The sequence below is a fragment of the Acinetobacter sp. AR_0276 genome (assembly GCF_003000705.1).
In the GTDB taxonomy this organism is placed as follows: domain Bacteria; phylum Pseudomonadota; class Gammaproteobacteria; order Pseudomonadales; family Moraxellaceae; genus Acinetobacter; species Acinetobacter nosocomialis.
Genome location: NZ_PSQO01000004.1, coordinates 2,708,671 through 2,730,861 on the forward strand (window position 1 = coordinate 2,708,671; position 22,191 = coordinate 2,730,861).

19 protein-coding genes, 2 tRNA genes and 1 other RNA gene are annotated in these 22,191 nt (G+C 39.7%); 16 read left to right on the top strand and 6 right to left on the bottom strand.

Going from position 1 to position 22,191, the window contains the following annotated elements; genetic code table 11:
- Positions 1-54 precede the first annotated feature (54 nt).
- Complete coding sequence (hemA, locus tag CSB87_RS13830; protein WP_004888492.1) at positions 55-1,338, top strand: glutamyl-tRNA reductase; 1,284 nt, start codon at positions 55-57, stop codon at positions 1,336-1,338.
- Here hemA and CSB87_RS13835 read toward each other — a convergent pair.
- The gene (locus CSB87_RS13835; RefSeq protein ID WP_004888490.1) at positions 1,335-3,200 is read right to left on the bottom strand and encodes a DNA primase; all 1,866 of its coding nucleotides are present in this window, start codon (positions 3,198-3,200) and stop codon (positions 1,335-1,337) included. The genes hemA and CSB87_RS13835 overlap by 4 nt on opposite strands.
- 158 nt (positions 3,201-3,358) lie before the next feature.
- Positions 3,359-4,480, bottom strand: coding sequence for an outer membrane protein assembly factor BamD (locus CSB87_RS13840; protein ID WP_004888487.1), 1,122 nt, complete (start codon positions 4,478-4,480; stop codon positions 3,359-3,361).
- A gap of 71 nt (positions 4,481-4,551) precedes the next feature.
- Between CSB87_RS13840 and rluD the strand changes: the two genes are divergently transcribed.
- From rluD to CSB87_RS13855, 3 genes are all read left to right on the top strand, one after another.
- Complete coding sequence (gene rluD / locus CSB87_RS13845; RefSeq protein ID WP_002050385.1) at positions 4,552-5,604, top strand: 23S rRNA pseudouridine(1911/1915/1917) synthase RluD; 1,053 nt, start codon at positions 4,552-4,554, stop codon at positions 5,602-5,604.
- Between the two features lie 10 nt (positions 5,605-5,614).
- Positions 5,615-6,352, top strand: a complete 738-nt coding sequence (gene pgeF / locus CSB87_RS13850; protein ID WP_004888484.1) for a peptidoglycan editing factor PgeF — start codon at positions 5,615-5,617, stop codon at positions 6,350-6,352.
- 221 nt (positions 6,353-6,573) lie between these two features.
- Entirely contained in the window at positions 6,574-7,125 is a 552-nt protein-coding gene (locus tag CSB87_RS13855) for a flavodoxin family protein (protein ID WP_004710280.1), read from the top strand.
- 41 nt (positions 7,126-7,166) lie between these two features.
- Here the strand turns inward: CSB87_RS13855 and smpB are convergent, their stop codons facing one another.
- Positions 7,167-7,643 (bottom strand): SsrA-binding protein SmpB, encoded by a 477-nt coding sequence (gene smpB, locus CSB87_RS13860; protein WP_001029798.1) that lies wholly within the window; start codon positions 7,641-7,643, stop codon positions 7,167-7,169.
- Positions 7,644-7,778: 135 nt separating this feature from the next.
- Between smpB and coaD the strand changes: the two genes are divergently transcribed.
- The 5 genes from coaD to CSB87_RS13885 all read left to right on the top strand — a co-directional run bounded on the left by coaD (position 7,779) and on the right by CSB87_RS13885 (position 10,391).
- Positions 7,779-8,270 (top strand): pantetheine-phosphate adenylyltransferase, encoded by a 492-nt coding sequence (gene coaD / locus CSB87_RS13865; RefSeq protein ID WP_000047853.1) that lies wholly within the window; start codon positions 7,779-7,781, stop codon positions 8,268-8,270.
- Between the two features lies 1 nt (position 8,271).
- The gene (locus CSB87_RS13870) at positions 8,272-8,535 is read left to right on the top strand and encodes a YfhL family 4Fe-4S dicluster ferredoxin (protein ID WP_001979799.1); all 264 of its coding nucleotides are present in this window, start codon (positions 8,272-8,274) and stop codon (positions 8,533-8,535) included.
- A 27-nt stretch (positions 8,536-8,562) separates the two neighbouring features.
- Positions 8,563-8,917: RNase P RNA component class A (gene rnpB / locus CSB87_RS13875), an RNA gene on the top strand.
- Between the two features lie 64 nt (positions 8,918-8,981).
- Positions 8,982-9,058 (top strand) — tRNA-Met (locus CSB87_RS13880).
- Between the two features lie 148 nt (positions 9,059-9,206).
- Positions 9,207-10,391, top strand: coding sequence for a porin (locus CSB87_RS13885; protein ID WP_006582134.1), 1,185 nt, complete (start codon positions 9,207-9,209; stop codon positions 10,389-10,391).
- 52 nt (positions 10,392-10,443) lie between these two features.
- On the opposite strand, the gene CSB87_RS13890 is transcribed toward CSB87_RS13885, so the two are convergent.
- Positions 10,444-11,424: a LysR family transcriptional regulator gene (locus CSB87_RS13890; protein WP_004710275.1), complete on the bottom strand. Its 981-nt coding sequence runs from the start codon at positions 11,422-11,424 to the stop codon at positions 10,444-10,446.
- 103 nt (positions 11,425-11,527) lie between these two features.
- Here CSB87_RS13890 and CSB87_RS13895 point away from each other — a divergent pair, with 103 nt between their 5' ends.
- The 7 genes from CSB87_RS13895 to CSB87_RS13925 all read left to right on the top strand — a co-directional run bounded on the left by CSB87_RS13895 (position 11,528) and on the right by CSB87_RS13925 (position 19,210).
- Positions 11,528-12,640: a tartrate dehydrogenase gene (locus tag CSB87_RS13895; protein ID WP_004710273.1), complete on the top strand. Its 1,113-nt coding sequence runs from the start codon at positions 11,528-11,530 to the stop codon at positions 12,638-12,640.
- 20 nt (positions 12,641-12,660) lie between these two features.
- Positions 12,661-14,313, top strand: coding sequence for a BCCT family carnitine transporter (locus tag CSB87_RS13900; RefSeq protein WP_006581588.1), 1,653 nt, complete (start codon positions 12,661-12,663; stop codon positions 14,311-14,313).
- An 11-nt stretch (positions 14,314-14,324) separates the two neighbouring features.
- Positions 14,325-15,299 (top strand): alpha/beta hydrolase, encoded by a 975-nt coding sequence (locus CSB87_RS13905; protein WP_004888395.1) that lies wholly within the window; start codon positions 14,325-14,327, stop codon positions 15,297-15,299.
- Between the two features lie 42 nt (positions 15,300-15,341).
- Positions 15,342-16,457, top strand: coding sequence for a carnitine monooxygenase subunit alpha (cntA, locus tag CSB87_RS13910; RefSeq protein ID WP_004710265.1), 1,116 nt, complete (start codon positions 15,342-15,344; stop codon positions 16,455-16,457).
- Positions 16,458-16,520: 63 nt separating this feature from the next.
- Positions 16,521-17,972 (top strand): NAD-dependent succinate-semialdehyde dehydrogenase, encoded by a 1,452-nt coding sequence (locus tag CSB87_RS13915; RefSeq protein WP_004888394.1) that lies wholly within the window; start codon positions 16,521-16,523, stop codon positions 17,970-17,972.
- 47 nt (positions 17,973-18,019) lie between these two features.
- The gene (gene cntB / locus CSB87_RS13920) at positions 18,020-18,976 is read left to right on the top strand and encodes a carnitine monooxygenase, reductase subunit CntB (protein ID WP_004888393.1); all 957 of its coding nucleotides are present in this window, start codon (positions 18,020-18,022) and stop codon (positions 18,974-18,976) included.
- A 157-nt stretch (positions 18,977-19,133) separates the two neighbouring features.
- Positions 19,134-19,210 (top strand) — tRNA-Met (locus tag CSB87_RS13925).
- 43 nt (positions 19,211-19,253) lie between these two features.
- On the opposite strand, the gene CSB87_RS13930 is transcribed toward CSB87_RS13925, so the two are convergent.
- Entirely contained in the window at positions 19,254-20,282 is a 1,029-nt protein-coding gene (locus CSB87_RS13930) for a hypothetical protein (RefSeq protein ID WP_004888392.1), read from the bottom strand.
- Positions 20,275-21,900 carry an NAD+ synthase gene (locus CSB87_RS13935; RefSeq protein ID WP_004710259.1) on the bottom strand — a complete coding sequence of 542 codons (1,626 nt, stop codon included), beginning with the start codon at positions 21,898-21,900 and terminating at the stop codon, positions 20,275-20,277. Before CSB87_RS13935 ends, CSB87_RS13930 begins: the two co-directional genes overlap by 8 nt.
- Between the last annotated feature and the right edge of the window lie 291 nt (positions 21,901-22,191).

Sequence of the window (22,191 nt, forward strand, 5' to 3'; positions counted from 1 at the left end):
TTTATGACACCGATGTTGCACAATAGCATAAATTTAGCGAAATGATGATCTGATATGTCTTTCTTTGCATTGGGTGTCAACCATCAAACAGCTTCTGTAGAACTCCGCGAGCAAATTGCTTTCAATGCAGAGCGATTAAGTAATTTGCTTGCCGAGCAACGCCATCATGAGTCTTTAAAAGACTTAGTGGTTGTCTCAACCTGTAACCGTACAGAAGTCTACGCCATGGCGGAAGATGCCGAAAGCCTTCTGAAATGGTTAGCCGATGCCAATAATATTGATGTAAAGCAGTTAATTCATCATGTTTATCGTTACGAGAATGCTCAAGCGATCACACATTTAATGCGTGTTGCAAGTGGTTTAGATTCCTTAATGTTAGGTGAACCACAAATTTTAGGGCAGGTAAAAAATGCTCTAGCATTGTCTAAAGAAGCGCAGACGGTTTCTCCTGAGTTAAACAGTGTATTTGAATACGCTTTTTATGCGGCAAAACGTGTGCGTACAGAAACAGCTGTAGGTAGTCATGCAGTTTCAATGGGTTATGCTGTTGCACAATTAGCCTTACAAGTCTTTAGTAAACCTGAAAAACTCACTGTTATGGTGGTTGCAGCAGGTGAAATGAATAGTCTGGTGGCCAAGCACTTAGCGGAAATGGGTGTTGCCAAGATTATTATCTGTAATCGTAGCCGTGAACGTGCTGACCTGCTAGCTCAAGAAATTGCCCATCAAGTTAAAGTTGAGATTATTGATTTTTCAGCTTTATCAGAAAATTTATACCGTGCAGATGTTGTTTCAAGTTGCACAGGTAGTTTGCATCAAGTTATTGCATATGCAGATGTCAAAACGGCATTAAAAAAGCGCCGTTATCAACAAATGTTAATGGTTGATTTAGCTGTACCGCGCGATATTGACCCTAAAGTGGAATCACTTGATGGCGTATATCTATACGGAGTTGATGACTTACAAAGTGTAATTGATGAAAACCTAGCCCAACGCCGTCAAGCAGCTGTTGAAGCTGAGGTGATGGTGAATCAATTAGCAACCCAATTGATTACACATCAAAAAGTCAAAGAAGCAGGCAGCACAATCCATGCTTACCGCCACCATAGTGAAGAAATTAGTCAGCAAGAACTTGCTCATGCTTTAGACGCATTGCACCATGGCGGCAATCCAGAGCAAGTACTCAAAGAATTTGCTCACCGCTTAACACAAAAGTTAATGCATCCAACGTCTATGTTGTTACGTGAAGCTGCTAAAGCAGAAAGTCCTGATTATTTCGAGTGGCTCCAACAGCATCTACAGGATGTATTTGATCATGAGCGAAAACCGAAACGTTAAGACAATAATCTTAAGCTAATTTGTTTGGTGAGCTCATTGAGTTGTTGTCTTAGGTTTCTTGACTCAACTAAAGAAATTTTAGATTTTAGCTTTTGACGTAAATATCTTTCTTGTAAGCCTAAGGCATATTCTTTAGCGAGTTTATCTGCTACTTCTGGTGCTTGAGTTAATGCCTGAATATTAGTTCTTTGCATAATATCTGCAATTTCATGGCAATAACTGCTACATGCACCTAACACATAATATGTCGCTAACTCTTGGTCATCAGGCAATTCATCAAATATACGATTTAGAATTGCTAATATTTTAGCCAATAACTCATCTTGTGGAATATAAGCCCGTAATCCTTCAAAATGAATATAAAGAAACGGATGGTGCATCAAAATTGCGACAGCAAAGTCTTCATCTTTTGTCTGAATATTAAAAGATAACGATGCATCGTGACTAATTTGCGGGGTAAAGCGCTTACCTAACCCTAACTTTTCACGGAAAGATTGGGTTAATAGATAACGGAAAGATCCCTGTTTGGGTAATAACTCGGTGAGTTCTCTTAGTTCGCCCATGACAAGACTTTTGCCCTCAGGCGTACTAATGTCATGTTGGCCAGTAAGATGTGCAAAAACAAAGTCAGAGAGCAGGGGCGCTTGCTGTAAAAGTCTTTGGAAGTTTTCGAGGCCTTCACGTCGAATTAATGAGTCTGGATCGTGATCATTTGGTAATACAAAGAACTTAAGCTCACGTCCATCATTTAGAAGTGGTAACGCAATTTCTAAAGTTCGACGTGCTGCTTTTTGACCTGCTATATCGCCATCAAAGGCGATTGTAATTCGATTATTTTGTTTAAATAAAATATTAAGGTGTTCTGTATTACTTGCCGTTCCTAAAGTCGCGACAGCGCCTGTAATACCATATTGCTGTAAAGCAATAACATCCATATATCCTTCAACCATTAACCAGTCGTTAGACTTTAATTTTCTACCTTCATATAAACCATAAAGTAATTGGTTTTTATGGAAAACTTCTGAGTCTGGCGAGTTGATGTATTTAGGTTTAATTTCGTCATTGAGTGCACGACCACCAAAACCAACTACACGACCCTTCGGGTCTCGAATTGGAAAAATGACACGATCACGTAAAAGATCAAAGTCACGACCACTGTCGCTTGAACGGATGAGGCCAAGTTGCTTTAAGCCCTCAATATCATAAGGAAAAGCTTTTTCTAGATGCTGCCAGTCTTCTGGTGCATAACCTAAACGCCAGAACTGAATAGTCTGGTCACTTAAACCACGTTGCTTAAAGTAATTTTTAGCTTTTTGACTAGTCGGTAATTGATGCTCATAAAACTGGGCAATATTTTCTAGAAGGTCGTATAAATTACCTTCTTGTACAGGTTCCTCAAAATTAAATGGCTGTTCGAACTGGGCAAAAGGATCATCAAAATACACTGGTTCAAGTGTATTGTACTGATCATCTATAGGTGCTTGAGTACTGGGTTCAACAACTGTTTTTGCTGGAACTGGTGGTTTGGTAACCTGGCGTGTATAAGACAGTTTTTTATTATCGGTATTATCTTTGGGTAATTCGACACCTGCATTGCTCGATAACTCTTTCATTACATCGATAAAGTTTCGGTTATCAATATCCATTAGGAAACGGATGGCATTGCCGTTTGCTTGGCAACCGAAGCAATGATAGTACTGTTTATCGCGATAAACATGGAAAGAAGGGGTTTTCTCTTGATGAAAAGGGCAACAACCAGAATATGTTCGTCCGGTCTTTTTCAATTTCACACGTTGACCAATCAGATCGACAATATCTGTCCGATCTAGAATCTGATCAATCGTATGCTGTGGAATTGCCATAATTCAGATAACCGTGTTTAAACTAATGATGCGATAGGTCAGATTATTCTGACATGATGAAACGAGATATGCCCGATAAATATTTTACTATTTTATAAAAACAAACAGGCAAGTCATATCACTTGCCTGTTTGTTGGTTATTTTTAAGCTGTTATGACTTATTGAGCAGCGTCGTCCGGTTCAGTTGAAGATGCTGCAGGTGCAGTGGTTGCACCTTCTGCTGCTTTTTCAGGCTTATCAAGTAAACCGAAGCTTAAACGGTTAGTCCAGCTACGTTCAGTTTTTGGAGTCTCAACCGGTGCTTTTGTTGTTTCTTGAGCTTCTTCTTTGCCAGAATTACCTATTAAACCAAAGCTTACACGGTTCAGTAGACTACGTTTAGGTTCTGTTTCAGTAGTCGTAGTATCAGGTGTTGTAGACTTAGATTCACGGCCAAGAATACCCAAGGTAGCACGGTTAATCCAGTTGCCTTCTTTACGAGCAGCACGCATGTTTACTGTGCCATTTTTATTAACAAGGCTAGGATAATTAAGCTTTAAAACTTCAATGTATTGTTGTGAAGTTGCTTTGTCACCCAACTGGTCATAGCTATATGCCAAAGTTGCTAATGCTTCTGGTATTTGAGGTGTTTGTGGATAGTGTTCAATAACCCATTGTGAACGCTCAGCTGCTGCAACCCATGCTTTACGTTTAACGTTAAAGCGTGCAGCATTCATTTCGCTTTCAGCAAGCTCTTGACCAATAAATTTCATACGCTGTGCTGCATCGACAGAATATTGGCTGCTTGGGAAACGGCGAATCAGATCAACAAAGTTTTGATAAGCAACTTTTAAATAACTGATGTCACGGTGTGATTGTTGCAAAGACGTGTAGCGCAATAAACTGTCATAGTTCAGCTCCATGTTAGATACGCCACGTACATAGTAGGCATAATCTACATTTGGATGCTGAGGATTTAAACGAATAAAGCGTTCAGCTAGAGCAATCGCCCCTTCATAATCTTTTTGTTTAAATTTTGAATAGAGAAGTTCGAGTTGTGCTTGTTGCGCGTATTGTCCAGTTGGATAATAGGTGTCAATCGCTTCTAAAGATTTAGTAGCTTCAAGATATTGACCACGATCAAGAGATTTTTGGGCCTTTTCAAAATATGCTTGTTCACTAGATTGCGGGCCAGTATCGACCACTTCTTTTTTACTTGGATTGCTGCTACAGCCCACAAATGCAGACGCTACACCTAGAGATAAGGCAAGCATCGTAATTTTATAACGTGGTAGCGACATAAAAACTCCTCTGTTATGTTGGGCAATGAGCTACAATTGCGCTATTAAACCACTTTTATCTCAATGATCAAATGACTTCAGCACAATCTTCAAACACAAACTTCTCTGAAACCGACTTCAATTTACTTGAAGATTCTGAGGATGCAGATAACCATACTTCTGATACAACTGCAACACGTTTATCGTTGCAAGTTCAGTTAGATGAAAGCTACTTAGGGCAACGTATCGACCAAGTTGCAGCCATGGTGTGGAGTGAGTTTTCGCGTGAAAAGCTCAAGCAATGGTTGAAGGATGGCCATCTGTTGGTGAATGGTAACATTGTTAAACCTAAGCATCGTTGTGAAGGGACAGAGCTACTTACGCTCGAAGTTGAGCTTGAAGCTCAGACGACGAGTCAACCTGAAAACATTCCACTTAATATTGTTTATGAAGATGATGATATTTTAGTCATTAATAAACCAGTAGGGATGGTAGTGCATCCAGGAGCAGGTAATACCTCTGGAACTTTAGTGAATGCCTTGCTTTATCATTTTCCAAAATTGGCAGAACTTTCTCGTGCGGGTTTAGTACATCGTATTGATAAAGACACCAGTGGACTATTAGTTGTTGCTAAAACACTAGAAGCGCAATTTTCTTTAAGTAAACAATTGGCAAATAAGTCAGTTTATCGTGTATATGACTTAGTTGTTTATGGAAATATTATTGCTGGCGGTACGATTGATGAGCCAATTAAACGTCACCCAGTTGACCGTGTGAAAATGGCGATTTTACCGGGTGGGCGTGATGCAGTGACGCATTACAACGTAAAAGAGCGTTTTAAAGATTTTACTCGTGTGCAAGCTCGTCTTGAAACAGGCCGAACTCATCAGATTCGTGTGCATTTTAGTTATATTGGTTACGGCTTGATTGGTGATCAGGTTTATATGAACCGTGTACGTGTACCTGCTGGTGCATCTGAATTACTCATTGAAACTTTACGTGGTTTCAAACGTCAAGCATTGCATGCAGCTAAGTTGGGTTTAAAACATCCGCGTACTGGTGAAGAAATGTTATTTGAAGCACCTTGGCCTGAAGATTTTACTCAGTTGGTTAATGTGCTACGTTCAGAAAACGCTGCATATTAAGGACATGCATATGGAATTTGTTCAAGGTTTACCGCAAGGCGTATTTGTAGGGCAGACACGGGTTCAACATCCTTTGGCTTTGCCAACGGACCAAACCGAATTAACTGGGTTTAATCTTGCTTTACACGTTAAAGACGAAGCTGCACGCGTTCAGCAGCATCGAATGATGCTTTTAGACGAATTTGCTCAGTTCGGTGTTAAGAAAATGACATGGATGACCCAAACGCATAGTACGATTTGTCATACGGTAAATGAACAAATTCCCTTTACAGCATTAATTGGCGATGGATTGGTTACTCAAACCAAAGGTCATGCGTTAATGATGATGACAGCCGATTGTTTGCCTGTAGTACTTGGTAACGCAGAGGGCACTGAAGTTGCCAACTTACATGCAGGGTGGCGAGGTTTGGCGGGCGGTATTATTGAAAATACAGTTGCTGCAATGCAAAGCCCTCCAACTTGGGCGTGGTTAGGAGCTGCGATTAGTCAACCTTGTTTTGAAATTGGAGCCGAAGTAAAAACTGCTTTTTGTAGTAAATATCCTGAATTGGAAACTGCATTTATTGATGGAGCAGCTCCAGATAAATTTCATGCAGATTTATACGCGATTGCTCGTTTTATTTTGCAAAACCTTGGTGTTAAGCAAGTTTTAGGCGGCGATCAATGCTCATATCAACAGCAAGAAGAGTATTTCTCTTACCGCCGTGATGCTAAAACTGGCCGTATGGCAACTTTTGTTTTTATGTAATTTATAAAAATCGTATTTAATTTTAGAAGTACGATTGTTGTGATATTACTCCCTTATGTTATTTAAATTTAAAAATAATATAAGGGAGTTTTTTATTTTTTGTATTTTCAGTATTTACTTAAATAAACTGCTTAAAAGCTAATTTTTGATATTCTTAGATCACGGTTTAGCAACTTTTAATAAAATGATAAAATACAAAAAATCGCTAAAATATTAAGCTTATGTCTTTGCCTGAAAAACATCTCTCTATCGTCTATCACAGTCCATATGGTCATACCGCAAAGGTAGCATCTGCTATTGCTGCTGGTGCACAAGTGATGGGTGTTAAAGTACATGTGATGAATATTGAGCATATCGATTGGGATGTTTTAGATGCCTCACAGGGTATTATTTTTGGCTCGCCAACATATATGGGGAGTGTAACTGCCGACTTTAAAAAGTTTATGGATAGTACCTCCAAACGCTGGAAAAATCGTTTATGGCAAGGCAAATTAGCAGCGGGTTTTGCAAATTCAGGTGGCCTGAGTGGTGATAAGCTAGCGGTTTTGCAACAACTTAATATTTTTGCGATGCAGCATGGCATGCTCTGGTCAGGTTTACCTTTAATGACAACAGGCCATACCGAAACTGATTTAAACCGTTTATCGAGCTGTTTAGGTTTAATGACTCAATCAGATAATGCACCAGTTGAAATTACACCGCCACAAGGTGATTTAGATACTGCTAAATGGTTTGGTGAATATATTGCTGGACTTTTATATAGATTAAATTAGTAAAAAATAAAAAAGCCTCTTTATAGAGGCTTTTTAGTCTATTATTTATGAAATATACGGGCTTTATCACGTTGCCAGTCACGTTCTTTTTCAGTTGCACGTTTATCGTGGAGTTGTTTACCTTTCACGAGTGCAATTTCAAGCTTGACCAGATGACCTTTCCAGTAACACGCTAATGGAACGCACGAATAACCTTTTTGGTTCACTGCACCCATAAGCTTTTCAAGTTCACGACGAGATAATAATAATTTACGTGTACGTGTAGCCTCCGGCACAATATGTGTAGATGCAGAAAGAAGCGGTTGAATTTGTGCACCAAATAAAAATGCTTCACCGTTTTTAAAAATGACATAACTTTCTGTCAAACTCATACGACCGGCACGTAAAGACTTTACTTCCCAGCCGAGTAAAGACATGCCAGCTTCAAATTTTTCTTCGATAAAATAATCATGACGGGCACGCTTATTTTGTGCGATGGTTCCGCCATTATGTTTCTTTACTACTGTTGCTTTCGCCATAATTCAAACTTCCACAATTGCCCCTATTGTGCCGTAAACTGATGCCAAGGTGAAGTTTTTTCCCACATATCAATATTTCGCCTCATGTATAACTTTTGCTAAAATAGGTGCACAATACAATTAGAGTACTAGCGGATGTCTAAAACGCGTGTAATTTATCCTGGAACATTTGACCCTATCACAAATGGGCACGTTGATTTAGTTACTAGAGCATCAAGAATGTTTGATGAGGTCGTAGTAGCGATTGCAATTGGACATCATAAAAATCCTTTGTTCAGTCTAGAAGAGAGAGTTGCACTGGCACAGTCATCATTAGGCCATCTATCAAATGTTGAATTTGTAGGTTTTGATGGTTTATTGGTTAATTTTTTCAAAGAACAAAAGGCTACAGCAGTACTTCGCGGTTTAAGAGCAGTATCTGATTTTGAATATGAGTTTCAATTGGCTAATATGAATCGCCAGTTGGACCCACATTTTGAAGCCGTGTTTTTAACACCTTCCGAACAGTATTCTTTTATTTCTTCGACGTTGATTCGAGAAATTGCACGCTTAAAAGGTGATGTAACCAAGTTTGTTCCGCAAGCTGTGGTTGAAGCTTTTGAACGTAAACATCAACAAGGTTGGTAAAGTGTCGTTATATATCACCGATGAGTGCATAAACTGTGATGTTTGTGAACCAGTTTGCCCAAATGAAGCTATTTTTATGGGTGAAGTGATTTATGAAATTAATCCAGATTTATGTACCGAGTGCGTTGGTCACCATGATCAGCCACAATGTCAATTATTTTGTCCAGTCGACTGTATTCCTAAAGATCCGCAGCATGAGGAAACGGAAGAACAGCTATTAGACAAATATAAAAGATTAATTGCTCAAAAAAGCACAAGCAATTAGTGAATAAATTTGTTAATATGCGCCCTCGAAGTGAGCCGGATGGTCGCTGCTGTGGAGGTCTCCGTGACTGAAGCAGGAGAGGAAAGTCCGGGCTTCATAGGGCAGGGTGCCAGGTAACGCCTGGGCGGTGAAAGCCGACGGAAAGTGCAGCAGAGAGTAGACCGCCTCATTCGTGAGGTAAGGGTGAAAGGGTGCGGTAAGAGCGCACCGCGTGTCTGGTAACAGTTCACGGCATGGCAAACCCCACCAGAAGCAAGACCAAATAGGAATCCTAGGTGCGGCCCGTACTGGATTCGGGTAGGTCGCTTGAGCGTATGAGTGATTGTACGCCTAGAGGAATGACCATCCTCGACAGAACCCGGCTTATAGGCTCACTTCACCTCATTTTATTTAAAATTTTTCTTGACGCGCGGTAAAGAAGCTAAGATAATGCGCGCACAGTTTACGGCTATGTAGCTCAGTTGGTTAGAGCACCGCACTCATAATGCGGGGGTCACAAGTTCAAGTCTCGTCATAGCCACCATTTTACAGACCACGCTCCTGCGTGGTCTTTTTTTATGCTTATTTTTTGATTAAACACAGTTTGTAAAGACCGACTTTATAGTTCTGGCATTGTTTGTCTAACCCAATTTCTTCATGTTCTTATAACACTTAACAAGGATGTTGAAGACATGAAAAGGTCATTATTATTTTTAGGAATTCTAAGCTTAACTGCTGGAGCACAAGTCTCTGCGGCTGATTTGAGTTGGGGTGATCCAACTTTAGATTCGGGTCAATTTAAAGTGTCTGGTGCGGTACGTTCCCGTTATTTACATAAGGACTATGTGGTTGAGGCTAATGAAGGCTCTCAAAATGATGACTGGCGACTCACAGATATTAAATTAGTGTTGGGTTACGAAAATCCAGATTGGATTGCGGGCTTAGATGCTCGTTGTTACCAATATAATCGCCTGTGTGATGCAATTTTTCTAAAAAAAGCATGGGCAGGTTATAAACTGTCTGATCAACAAAGAGTTACAGTAGGTTTACAACCTGTTGATTTTGGCTTTGGAGAATTTTGGGGCAGCAGTTATTACGAGACACTTTTAAATACCGTCGGTTTAGAAGATATTGATAATTTAGGAATTAAATATAAATTTGCAGATGATAAATATAATTTGACCTTAGGTTTTTATCCATCTGATGGTGGAAATTATAAGGGTACTTCAAAGGACTCAAGCCGATATAGTGGTAATTTTGTTGAAGCTGATGACTTGTCCAATGGCACTAATATTGAAGAAAAAAATATGTGGATTGGCCGCGCATCTAGAAAATTTGAAATTGATAAAGCTCAAAATTTTTCAACAGAATTGGGTGGTTCGTTTTGGTATTCTGATTTAGAAAATAAAAGAACAAACATAGATGGACATCGTAAGTCATGGAATGTGTTTGCTCAAACACAATACCAAGCTTGGCAATGGATGTTCTTAGCAGGTAAGCAAGATGTCACGAATGGAGATGATTTATTTCCAAATAGTTCAACTATTGGTGCTTTCGACTATCCATATCAAGTAGCGAATAAGGGTAAGTATTTGGTTAATGAAATTAATTACACCTTTGCTCAGCCATTTCATCAACTTACCAATATTAAGCCTTATATTTCTCATAGTCGCTTTTTCAAAGATGAGGATGGCTATAAAGACTCTGAGCGTTTAATTGCAGGCGTTTATTTTAATTACAAAGCCATTGGTATTCAGGGCGAATATATTATGAGTAAAAATGACCCAATGGTAGGTGGTGGGGCAAATGGCCTTGCACAAGGTAGCAGTAATGACTGGGATAAACTGTTTTATCTTTCAATTGGATATTATTTCTAAAATTTAAAAGCGAACGATTGCCCTAAGTGAATAGGCTCACTTAGGGCTTTTTTTATAGAAAGACTTTTTCAGGTGGTGGTTCTCGTTTGACGGCTGGTGAAATGAGTTGTCCCCGATTTAGGTTTTGTACATGCTGTAAACGATTAAGTAATTCATTTTGAATAAACAAAATACAGGTTTGCAGTTTGGACGAGCTTTTCAGACGGGATGGATAAACTGCCCAAACATCTGCGTCTTGCCAATATTCAGGCAAAATATGCTGAAGTTGGCCAGTAATCAGTTCGTCTGCAACATCCCAAATCGAACGGAAAATAATACCGTGACCTTCTATGGCAAGCTGATGAATAATCTCGCCGTTATTAGAAACAAAACGTGGTTTGATATGCACTGAAACATCTTCAGAAGCATGTCTAAATTTCCATAGTACAGATGATTGATCACGTTCACTAATCGTTAAACAGTCATGTGTTTGCAAATCTTCAATACTGTCTGGTACGCCGTGTTTAAGTAAATAGCTAGGTGCTGCACATAAAATTCGAAAATTAGAAGCTAACTTCTTCGCAATCATATTGGGTGCAATTTCATTACCAATTCTGATGTCTAAATCAATACTGTGTTGAATCAAGTCCTTGGTATTGTCGATGGTGTCAAAATGTATTTGAAGCTTTGGATAAAGCATCATTAATTTAGACAAAATTGGTGCGATATGTTTCCTGCCAAAACCAAAGCTACTAATAATATCCATACGACCCGTAGGCGTACTGAGCGGGTTATTGACCAGTTCACAAACTTCATCAAATTCCTCAAGAATATTTGAAACTCTCTCAAGAATGAGTTTGCCATCTTCTGTCAGGCTAACGTGACGCGTACTGCGATGAAAAAGTTTGCAGCTTAACGTGTTTTCTAAAATATTAATTCGCTTGCTAATAAAAGCTGGCGATGTCCCAAGTTCCTCAGCAGATTCGACAAAACTTTTTAGTTTGGCGACTGTGCAAAAAACCTTTAAATCCGATAGGTTAGGTAGATTATTCACGATCCGTGTCCATTGGATTGATAGTTCCGTTGTTGATCATTTTTGCTTAAAACATCATGTTTAAGCCATACAAGGATATTAGTCGAAGGTGTGAAGGAAGCTTATGGCAAAAAGATATAAAGTTGCCACGATTGCAGGCGATGGCATTGGTTTAGAAGTTCTACCAGAAGGCATTAAGGTTGTAAAGGCAGCAGCAGAGAAGCATGGCATTGAGCTTCAGTTAGATGCTTTCGATTGGGCAAGCTGCGATTATTACCTTGAGCACGGCAAAATGATGCCGGATGACTGGTTTGAAACTTTGCAGGGCTACGATGCAATTTATTTTGGCGCTGTAGGCTGGCCAGATAAAGTGCCTGACCATATCTCGCTTTGGGGTTCGCTGCTCCAGTTCCGTCGTGGTTTTGACCAATATGTGAATTTACGTCCAGTGCGCTTAATGCCAGGTGTGAAATGTCCATTGGTAGGTAAAAAACCGGGCGACATCGATTTTTATGTGGTTCGTGAAAACAGTGAAGGTGAGTACTCAGCCATTGGTGGCAAAGCTTTTGAAGGAACAGACCGAGAGTTTGTTTTACAAGAGGCTGTATTTACACGTCATGGTGTAGATCGCATTTTGCGTTATGCATTTGAATTTGCAAATCAACGTGATGCGAAAAAAATTACTGCAGCGACTAAATCAAATGGTATTGCTGTCAGCATGCCGTACTGGGATGAGCGCGTTGATGCGATGGCAAAACAATATCCACAAATTCAAGCTGATAAACAGCATGTTGATATTTTGGCGGCTCGTTTTGTGTTGCAACCTGAGCGTTTTGATGTGGTTGTGGCATCGAATTTATTTGGCGACATTCTTTCCGATTTAGGTCCTGCATGTACGGGAACCATTGGTTTGGCTGCTTCAGCAAATTTAAACCCAGAAAGAAAATTCCCATCACTGTTTGAACCTGTACATGGTTCAGCACCAGATATTTACGGTAAACAAATTGCCAACCCAATCGCTGCGATTTGGTCGGGTGCCATGATGTTCGAATTCTTTGGTGAAGAAGACGAACGTTGTATCCAAGCAGGTCAGGATATTATGCACGCGATTGAGAATGTCTTAATTAATGGACCAAAAACAGCGGATATCGGTGGTCAGGCGAAAACTTATGAGGTAGGAGATGCAATTGCATCATGTGTAGCCCAAACTAAAATGGACGTATTCGCTATGGAATAACGCCATCCAAAAATGGATGTATGGATATGGATAATCAAAACACAAAAATTTATACGGATAAAGTTCTTGCCGTAACCAGCTTACTGTTTGTATTTATTTCAGTTGCTGGTTTGGCGATTTATTCGCAAGAATCGATCAAGATTGCTGCAACGTGGATGCAGTGGACGACATCGGTATTTACAACCCCAGTATTACTGTTTGCTTTTTTAGCCATCATTTTTACTTTTGGTCTTGCCTTTAGTAAATACGGAAAAATTAAGCTTGGAGAAGGAAAACCTCAATACAGCACAATGTCATGGATATTTATGTTCATCTTGTCGGGTATTGGGTCTTCCACACTGTACTGGGGCTTTTTGGACTGGGCCTACTATTATCAAACTCCGGGTTTGAGCCTACCGCCTGAGTCAGCAGAAGCATTGAAATATAGCGTGGCTTACTCGTTTTTTCACTCTGGTTTAAGTGCTTGGGCAATTTATGCTTTGGCATCAATTTCTTTATGCTACAGCTATCATGTGAGAAAAAACAAAGGTTTAAGTTTAGCTTCAGTGATTGAGGCTGTGACAGGCTTTAAATCAACCGGCGTGGTTGGTCGTTTAGTCGACTTAATGTTCTTGCTTTGCATGTTTGGTGCATTGACGATTTCATTGGTACTCACTGCCGTAACATTTACCAATATTTTGTCTCAGCTCACAGGCATACCAAATACCTTTATGACCAAGGTCATCATTATTTTGGCAGTTTCAGTTCTGTTCGCACTAAGTTCTTATGTAGGTATGGACAAGGGCATGCAGCGTTTAAGCCATATGGTGTGCTTGGGTGTAGTGTTATTTGCAATTTATGTACTTTGCTTTGGTCCGACTCAGTTCATTTTGAATAACTCATTAATGAGTTTTGGGTTAATGGCTACCAACTTTGTCGATATGAGTTTGTTTACCGACCCAATGGGTGACGGCAAGTTTACTCGAGAATGGACTGTTTTCTACTGGTTATGGTGGATTTCATATGCACCGGGTGTGGCACTCTTTGTAACGCGTGTTTCTAAAGGTCGTACCATTAAAGAAGTGATCTTTGCCATGGTAATTGGCGGCAGTGTCGGTCTTTGGTTCATCTTTGGTGTGTTTGAAAACTACAGCGTTTATAGCTTTATTCATGGGGCTGTCAATGTACCGCAAATCTTAAGTCAACAGGGTGGTGAGGTTGCGATTGGTCAATTGCTCAGTCTGTTACCTGCCGGAAAATTAATGATGTGGATTTTCCTCGGCATCATGGTGGTGTTCTTGGCAGCGCATATGGATGCAGTCGGATATGCGGTTTCAGCAACATGTACACGTGGTTTAAGTGAAGGACAAGACCCATCACCAAACGCTCGTCTGTTCTGGTGTGTCATGCTGACTTTAGTTCCAATTGCCATGATTTTTAGTAAAGCACCGTTAGACACCATGAAAACGGCAACTATTGTGACGGCTTTACCATTCATCGTGATTATTCTGATTCAAACCTATGGCTTAGTGAAATGGCTAATTCAGGATTATGCCAAAGTCCCATCGCATTTAATTGAGCAACAAGGTTATGATGATGCGGAAATTGGTTTAAACCAGTCTCAAGATGAACATGCAAAACGGATGCAGCTTGAGCTTGCAAGCTCAATCAAACTGGATAGAAAAACCAGCTAGAGGGAACGGTAATGACGACACGTGGACAGACTACTTATGTCTTAAGTGAAGAAATGCAAAGCTTAGTGTACTGGAGCAGCATTTATTCACCAGCAGATGCAGATATTGACTCAATTCGTGCAGCATATGACGCGATGTGCCGACACTACACTTTGCCACGTGATGGCAAGATTGAAGTAGAAGACCGAGTGGTTGCAAATGCAGGGCATCCTGTACCTGTTCGTGTGTATTTACCAAAAACAAATCGACCTAAAGCTGGTTGGCCATGTGTGTTGTATTTACATGGCGGTGGTTGGATGGTCGGTGGACTCGATTCACATGAGTTTATTACCAGTTATTTATGTCAGGACTTAAATGCAATTGTCATTGGTGTAGATTACCGCTTAGCACCAGAACATCATTTTCCTGCAGCTTTTGAAGATTGTTTAGCGGTATATCAATGGATTAAACAGCATGGTTCAGCTTGGCAAATCGATGGTGAAAGTATCGTTCTAGCAGGTGATAGCACAGGCGGTAATTTAGCAGCCGCTCTTGCAGTGGATCTACAACATAGTGGTTTGCAAGCTCAAGGGCTGGCATTGGTTTATCCATGTTTAACGACAGCATTTGATACCCCAGCCGTGCAAAAGCACGCCCATGCGCCGTTGTTAACGGCTGAAGATATGCATTTTTATTTAAAGGAATATGCACCGAATTCACAAGAGTGGCAGGATTTACGTCTAGCACCTTTATTGGCAATTGATTTTTCAGATATGCCTACAAGTTTTGTGGCAGTTGCAGAATATGACCCTTTAAGTGATGACGGTTATCTCTTTACCCAAAAATTGGAACAAGCAGGCATCCCTAACGAGTTTCATTTAGGTAAAGGTTTATTACATGGCAGTTTACGTCTGATGCGTGACTGTCCGGAAGTTCAACATTTATATCAAAACATGCTAAGTGCAATACGTCGCATGTTGAGCAGTGCCGAAAAGACATCAATTTAATATCGAGTCATTTGGACGAAAAGAATTTAATGGAGTAAAAACATGAGTGCAGTTGAAAAATTACCTGAAGATTTTTGCGCAAACCCAGATGTTGCATGGACTTTCCCTAAAGTTTTCTATACTTCATCTCAAGTTTATGAGCATGAAAAAGAATCAATCTTTGCTAAAAGCTGGATTTGTGTTGCACATGGCAGTGAGTTGGCTCAGCCAAATGACTATATTACCCGTAAAGTAATTGGTGAAAATATTGTCATCATTCGCGGTAAAGATAGTGTTCTACGTGCGTTTTATAATGTGTGTCCACACCGAGGCCATGAGCTTTTAAGTGGCAGTGGTAAAGCAAAAAATGTCATTACTTGCCCATATCATGCATGGACTTTCAAGCTAGACGGTAGCTTGGCATTGGCACGTAACTGTGACCATGTTGAATCTTTCGATAAAGAAAACTCAAGTATGGTTCCTTTAAAAGTCGAGGAATATGCAGGCTTTGTTTTCATTAATATGGATGAAAATGCGACTTGTGTAGAAGACCAGCTTCCAGGCTTTGCTGAGCGTTTAAATCAAGCATGTAGTGTAATTAAAGATTTGAAATTGGCGGCTCGTTTTGTAACAGAAACGCCAGCAAACTGGAAAGTTATTGTCGATAACTACTTGGAATGTTATCACTGTGGGCCTGCTCATCCGGGCTTTGCTGACTCAGTACAAGTCGACAAATATTGGCACACCACACATCAAAACTGGACATTGCAATATGGCTTTGCGCGTTCATCTGAGAAGTCATTTAAGCTTGATCCATCAGTAACAGATCCTGAGTTTCATGGGTTCTGGACTTGGCCTTGTACTATGTTCAACGTACCACCGGGCAGCAACTTCATGACTGTGATCTATGAGTTTCCAGTTGATGCAGAAACGACGTTGCAGCATTACGATATTTACTTCACTAACGAAGAACTGACTCAAGATCAAAAAGATTTGATTGAATGGTATCGCAATGTATTCCGTCCTGAAGATTTGAACTTGGTTGAAAGTGTGCAACGTGGTTTGAAATCACGTGGATATCGTGGCCAAGGTCGTATTATGACTGATAAGCAACGCTCAGGAATTAGTGAGCATGGTATTGCTTACTTCCAACATTTAGTGGCGCAGCATCATAAATAAAACAAATGGATTTATTCAGGTGTAAAGATCACTTACACCTGATTCTTCAGTTAGGAAGATGATATGTCGAGTTTACAAAGTACTGAACTATTTCAGCAACAAGCCTATATTAATGGGCAATGGCTAGCTGCACAGTCGAATGCGACTGTTCCGGTGAGTAACCCAGCTACAGGCGAAGAAATTGGCACAATTCCGAATATGGGAGCGGCAGAGGCAACGCAAGCAGTTGAAGCTGCCTATATGGCTTTACAAAGTTGGAAAGCTTTAACTGCCCAAAATCGTGCTGATATCTTGTTGGCTTGGCATAAACTGGTTCTCGATCATACCGATGAACTTGCTTTAATCATGACCATTGAGCAAGGCAAGCCTTTAGCAGAAGCAAAAGGTGAGGTTCGCTATGCTGCATCATTTATTCAATGGTTTGCCGAAGAAGGCAAGCGTATTTATGGTGATGTGATTCCAACCGTAAATAACCAGCAGCGTTTTATTATCAGTAAAGAACCTGTGGGTGTCGTGGCTGCGATTACGCCGTGGAATTTCCCAATTGCCATGATTACCCGTAAAGCAGCACCAGCTTTAGCAGCGGGTTGTACGGTCGTGATTAAGCCAGCCAACGAAACACCTTACTGTGCATTAGCGATTGCAAAGCTTGCAGAAAAGGCGGGTATACCAGCTGGTGTGATTAATGTTGTTACTGGTAAATCTCAAGAAATTGGCTCGGTATTTACTTCACATGAAAAAGTAAAGAAGTTAACTTTTACTGGTTCAACGCCAGTGGGCCGTTTACTGATGCAGCAGTGTTCAAGCACCATTAAAAAATTGGCACTTGAGTTGGGCGGAAATGCTCCTCTGATTGTGTTTGATGATGCCGATTTAGATAAAGCTGTGCAAGGCGCGATTTTTGCCAAGTTCCGTAATGCAGGCCAGACCTGTGTTTGTGCTAACCGCATTTATGTACATGACAATATTTATCAAGCTTTTGCCGAGAAGTTTGTACAAGAAGTACAAAAAATTAAAGTCGGTAACGGTTTGGAAGATGGCGTACAAATTGGCCCATTAATTAATGAAAAAGCAGTTTTGAAAGCACAGCAGTTAATTGATGATGCAGTGAGCAAAGGCGCTAAGATTGCATGTGGTGGTAAGCAGCATGCTTTAGGACAAACCTTTTATGAACCATCAGTTTTAACTAATGTTGACCGTACAATGGAAATTGTCCAAGAAGAAATTTTTGGTCCGGTTGCGCCGCTCATTCGCTTTACAGATGAAGCAGATGTGGTTGCTCAAGCAAATGACACTATTTTTGGCTTGGCTGCGTATGTTTACAGCGAAAATATTTCACGTTTATGGCGAGTGTCGGAACAGCTTGAATATGGAATGGTCGGTATGAATGCCACAGCAATTTCAAATGAAGTTGTACCATTTGGTGGTGTGAAGCAATCAGGCGTTGGACGTGAAGGTTCAAAATATGGTCTTGAAGAATTCATGACTATTAAATACATGTGTTTAGGGCTTTAAGGATAAGCCCTAACAACAAGAATATGCGGTAAAAGAAGGATTCTAATATGGCTAGTCATTATGAAATGTTCCCAGCAGTTGTTACTCGTGTGGAACAGCTAACCCCTTTAATCAAACGGTTTACGTTCAAACGTCAAGATGGGCAGAACTTTCCTCGATTTAGTGGGGGAAGCCATATTATTGTCAAAATGAATGATCAACTTTCCAATGCTTACTCATTGATGGGCTGTACGCAAGACTTATCAACTTATCAAGTCTGTGTTCGTAAGGATGTCGAAGGTAAGGGTGGATCAGTTTTCATGCATGATCAGTGCAATGAAGGCTGTGAAATCCAGATATCAGAACCAAAAAATTTATTCCCGCTAGCTGAAACAGGTACTAAACATATCTTAATTGCAGGTGGTATTGGTATTACACCGTTTTTACCGCAAATGGATGAGCTTGCGGCACGTGGTGCTGACTTTGAGCTACATTATGCTTACCGTTCACCTGAACACGCGGCTTTACTTGATGAATTAAAGCAAAAACATCCAGAGCACGTATTTAGTTATGTTGATTCAGAAGGCAGCATGCTTAACTTAGACGAATTAATTTCATCGCAACCAAAAGGCACACATGTATATGTATGTGGACCTAAACCTATGATTGATGCGGTGATTGATTGTTGTAACAAGCACCGTTACCGCGATGAATACATTCACTGGGAACAATTTGCCTCAACAGTTCCAGAAGATGGTGAAGCATTTACGGTGGTACTTGCCAAATCTAATCAGGAAATTGAAGTACAAAGTAACCAGACTATTTTACAAGCTATTGAGACATTAAATATTGATGTGGAATGTCTATGCCGAGAAGGGGTTTGTGGTACATGTGAAACCGCTATCTTAGAAGGTGAAGCAGAGCATTTCGATCAATACTTAAGTGATGCCGAAAAGGCTTCACAAAAGAGCATGATGATTTGTGTATCAAGAGCAAAAGGCAAAAAACTGGTATTAGATCTTTAATATATTTCTGTGGCCGATCAATTGCTTAAAGTAAGAATTTGCTAAAAAATGAACAAATAATGGTGATCTGAATCATATTTGTTCATTTGGTGGGCATAAAGAGTTTTGAAGTATTGACCTGCTATACAGAACTATAGATAATGCGCACACAGTTTACGGCTATGTAGCTCAGTTGGTTAGAGCACCGCACTCATAATGCGGGGGTCACAAGTTCAAGTCTCGTCATAGCCACCATTTTAAAAACCACGCTCCTGCGTGGTTTCTTTTTATCTATTTTTTACTCATTAAAATGTTTTTCAATCATATCGAGTGTTTTTGAGCTTTGATAAAAAGGAGCTAAGAGCGCTTGAAGTAACGGTTCCAAAATACCGTGCTCATTAAAGGCATCCATAACCTTTGGATAAAAACGTAAAGCTTCAGTTTGTAAATCGGTTTCGGTTAAACCAATCTCACTTAACACTTCAAATAGACTTTGGTCTTTATAAAAATCATAAAAAACTTCGACGCCATACAAAATAAGATCTTGCATAAATTGCGATTGACGTAATTCTTTCCAGTATTCATAAATTAAGACAAAGAACTCTTCCACATCAAGAGGAGTGAGCTGTTTCATAAACTCATACATTTTTTTATGTCTAATATCTTCCCAGATATGACGCACTAAGCTTTCTAAATCTTCAGCCGACAAAAGACTTAATTCTGTAAGTTGTTCATGAATAAAACTAGCAATCCAAGTTTCAAGTTTGTGCTCGAGACGTTGTTGCTGTAAAAACGAGAATTTTTTAAGTTTATGCTGCCATTCAAAATGGTAGTCATTCACTGTAGTGGCAGTTAAAAATTTTGGTAATTTTTGTTCTAAGGTTGAAGTAGCAATATATTGGCAAAGTTGTTGAACAGAAGGGCTGGTTCTTAAAAACTCATTTAGATATTGAGGGATATGCTCCATTTCCAAAAACTTGGAAAGCCACATTTCAAACTGGTGATCGGATACCAAGTCTTGTAGCTGAATTGGAGATTTCATGGCAGATAAATAAATACGCTGTGCAATTTCCCCAATAAACTCAAGTAAGCCTGCACCCAGCTGCATTTCAAAAGCATAGCGTTTCACAACGGCTTGTAATTGTTCTAAATCTACAACTTCATAAAGTTTAATTTCGTCAGCATGTTGCATAAACAGTTGAATGAACTGCTGGAAATAAATAGGTGAGTTTTCTATCGATAATTGTTTTTTGAAAAATTCCACCTGCTCAAGCAAAAGTGCTTGAGCAAGTGCTGTGATTTTTGATGAGTTTTTCTGCTCAGTCATTTGCTGTCCAACCGTTGACAATCGGATAACGTCGTTCGCGACTAAATGCACGAGAAGTAATTCTCGGACCAATCGCACCTTGACGACGTTTGTATTCATTACGATCAACTAAACGGATGACTTTTTCAACAACTTCTTTATCGAAACCTTTGGCAATAATGTCTGCCTGACCTAAATCTTCTTCAATGTATGCATAAAGGATAGCATCCAATACATCATACGCTGGTAAAGAATCTTGGTCTTTTTGATCTGGACGAAGTTCTGCTGAAGGTGGGCGAGTAATCACACGCTCAGGAATAACCGGAGTTTCACTTAAGCTATTACGGTATTTTGCTAATTCAAACACGATTGTTTTATAAACATCTTTGAGAACAGCAAAGCCGCCCACCATGTCACCATAAAGTGTGCAATAGCCGACTGAAAGTTCAGATTTATTACCTGTAGAAAGGACTAAATTACCAAACTTGTTAGATAAGCCCATAAGCAATGTACCACGAGCGCGCGCTTGTAAATTTTCTTCAGTCGCATCGGCTGGTGAATTACCAAAGAACGGATATAAAGTTTGCATGAAGCTATTTACGATTGAGTGGATTTCGGCAATACCGAAAGTCACGCCCATACGGCGAGCTTGTTCAGCTGCATCTTCTACACTAATTTGAGAGGTGTAGGTATAAGGCATCATCACAGCTTGAACTCTTTCAGCACCGATTGCATCAACTGCAATAGCGAGCGTAAGGGCAGAGTCAATACCGCCAGAAAGACCTAAAATTACTCCAGGAAAACCTGAGCGCTCTACATAGTCACGTGTTGCCATGACTAAGCCTTGATAGATCTCTGCAAAAGTTTCCAATGCAGGAGCAGACTCGGTGACCTTATATAATTTTGTATCGCGGTCAAATTCAGCTATATACAGGTCTTCTTTAAAGCTTGGCGCTTGTAAAGCAATTTCACCATTTTGGTTGCTGACAAAACTTGTACCATCAAAAATTAAATCATCTTGTCCACCGACTTGGTTGACATAAACAATGTTTAAATGAAGCTGCTTTGCAAGCTCACTTAATGTCTGTTTACGATGCTGTGGTTTACCCACTTCATATGGCGATGAATTAAGCACAAGTACAGTATCAACATTTAATTGGCTTAATTGTTTTACTGTATTGATTGACCAGATATCTTCACAAATGAGTACACCAAACTTATGACCTAAGTACTCAAATACCAAGTGCTGATGGCCTTTTTGGAAATAACGTTTTTCATCAAAAACGCCATAGTTTGGCAAGTTGTGTTTATTGAAGACACCTAAAACTTGGCCATCTTTCATGACAGCAGCTGAATTATAACGTTGACCATCTTCTGTCTGGTTTACGAAGCCGAAAACCATCACAATATCTTTAACTTCGCTAAGTTGAGCAAAAGCCTTTTGCATACGTTTATTTAAATTTGGACGTAACAATAAGTCTTCAGCTGGATAACCAATCACAGAAAGCTCAGGAAAAATAATCAGGTCAGCATCTTGTTTTTTCGCCTGATTTGCTTGCTCAATCATCTTTTGGGTGTTTGAGTCAATATTGCCAATATGCGGAGAAAACTGAGCAAGGGCAACTTTAAAACTTTTCATTCAAACCTAATCCTAGATCATAACGAATATAAATACACATAGTGTTGATTTTTATGAATATAATTTTTCAACGATGTGTATAGCACGATAATAAACAAGTAAAATAGTAAACAAAAATGTCAAGATCAATAATATATACCAATCACATATTTTCTGCGTAAAAATAACGAGATTTTCTGTATACAATAGAAACAAGCTTCATTATTTTTATTGTTTGTATACTGCCTTAACACTCCAAATTTTGGAATAAGTTTTTATACTTATTTTCAATAATTTGACATTAATAAACTC

Excerpts from the sequence above, each read along its gene's own strand:
- hemA (WP_004888492.1), top strand. The coding sequence starts at position 55 with ATGTCTTTCTTTGCATTGGGTGTCAACCATCAAACAGCTTCTGTAGAA.
- CSB87_RS13835 (WP_004888490.1), bottom strand. The coding sequence starts at position 3,200 with ATGGCAATTCCACAGCATACGATTGATCAGATTCTAGATCGGACAGAT.
- CSB87_RS13895 (WP_004710273.1), top strand. The coding sequence starts at position 11,528 with ATGGCAAAAAGATATAAAGTTGCCACGATTGCAGGCGATGGCATTGGT.
- CSB87_RS13915 (WP_004888394.1), top strand. The coding sequence starts at position 16,521 with ATGTCGAGTTTACAAAGTACTGAACTATTTCAGCAACAAGCCTATATT.
- coaD (WP_000047853.1), top strand. The coding sequence starts at position 7,779 with ATGTCTAAAACGCGTGTAATTTATCCTGGAACATTTGACCCTATCACA.
- cntA (WP_004710265.1), top strand. The coding sequence starts at position 15,342 with ATGAGTGCAGTTGAAAAATTACCTGAAGATTTTTGCGCAAACCCAGAT.
- smpB (WP_001029798.1), bottom strand. The coding sequence starts at position 7,643 with ATGGCGAAAGCAACAGTAGTAAAGAAACATAATGGCGGAACCATCGCA.
- CSB87_RS13855 (WP_004710280.1), top strand. The coding sequence starts at position 6,574 with ATGTCTTTGCCTGAAAAACATCTCTCTATCGTCTATCACAGTCCATAT.
- CSB87_RS13885 (WP_006582134.1), top strand. The coding sequence starts at position 9,207 with ATGAAAAGGTCATTATTATTTTTAGGAATTCTAAGCTTAACTGCTGGA.
- pgeF (WP_004888484.1), top strand. The coding sequence starts at position 5,615 with ATGGAATTTGTTCAAGGTTTACCGCAAGGCGTATTTGTAGGGCAGACA.
- cntB (WP_004888393.1), top strand. The coding sequence starts at position 18,020 with ATGGCTAGTCATTATGAAATGTTCCCAGCAGTTGTTACTCGTGTGGAA.
- CSB87_RS13900 (WP_006581588.1), top strand. The coding sequence starts at position 12,661 with ATGGATATGGATAATCAAAACACAAAAATTTATACGGATAAAGTTCTT.
- CSB87_RS13930 (WP_004888392.1), bottom strand. The coding sequence starts at position 20,282 with ATGACTGAGCAGAAAAACTCATCAAAAATCACAGCACTTGCTCAAGCA.
- CSB87_RS13840 (WP_004888487.1), bottom strand. The coding sequence starts at position 4,480 with ATGTCGCTACCACGTTATAAAATTACGATGCTTGCCTTATCTCTAGGT.
- rluD (WP_002050385.1), top strand. The coding sequence starts at position 4,552 with ATGACTTCAGCACAATCTTCAAACACAAACTTCTCTGAAACCGACTTC.
- CSB87_RS13935 (WP_004710259.1), bottom strand. The coding sequence starts at position 21,900 with ATGAAAAGTTTTAAAGTTGCCCTTGCTCAGTTTTCTCCGCATATTGGC.
- CSB87_RS13905 (WP_004888395.1), top strand. The coding sequence starts at position 14,325 with ATGACGACACGTGGACAGACTACTTATGTCTTAAGTGAAGAAATGCAA.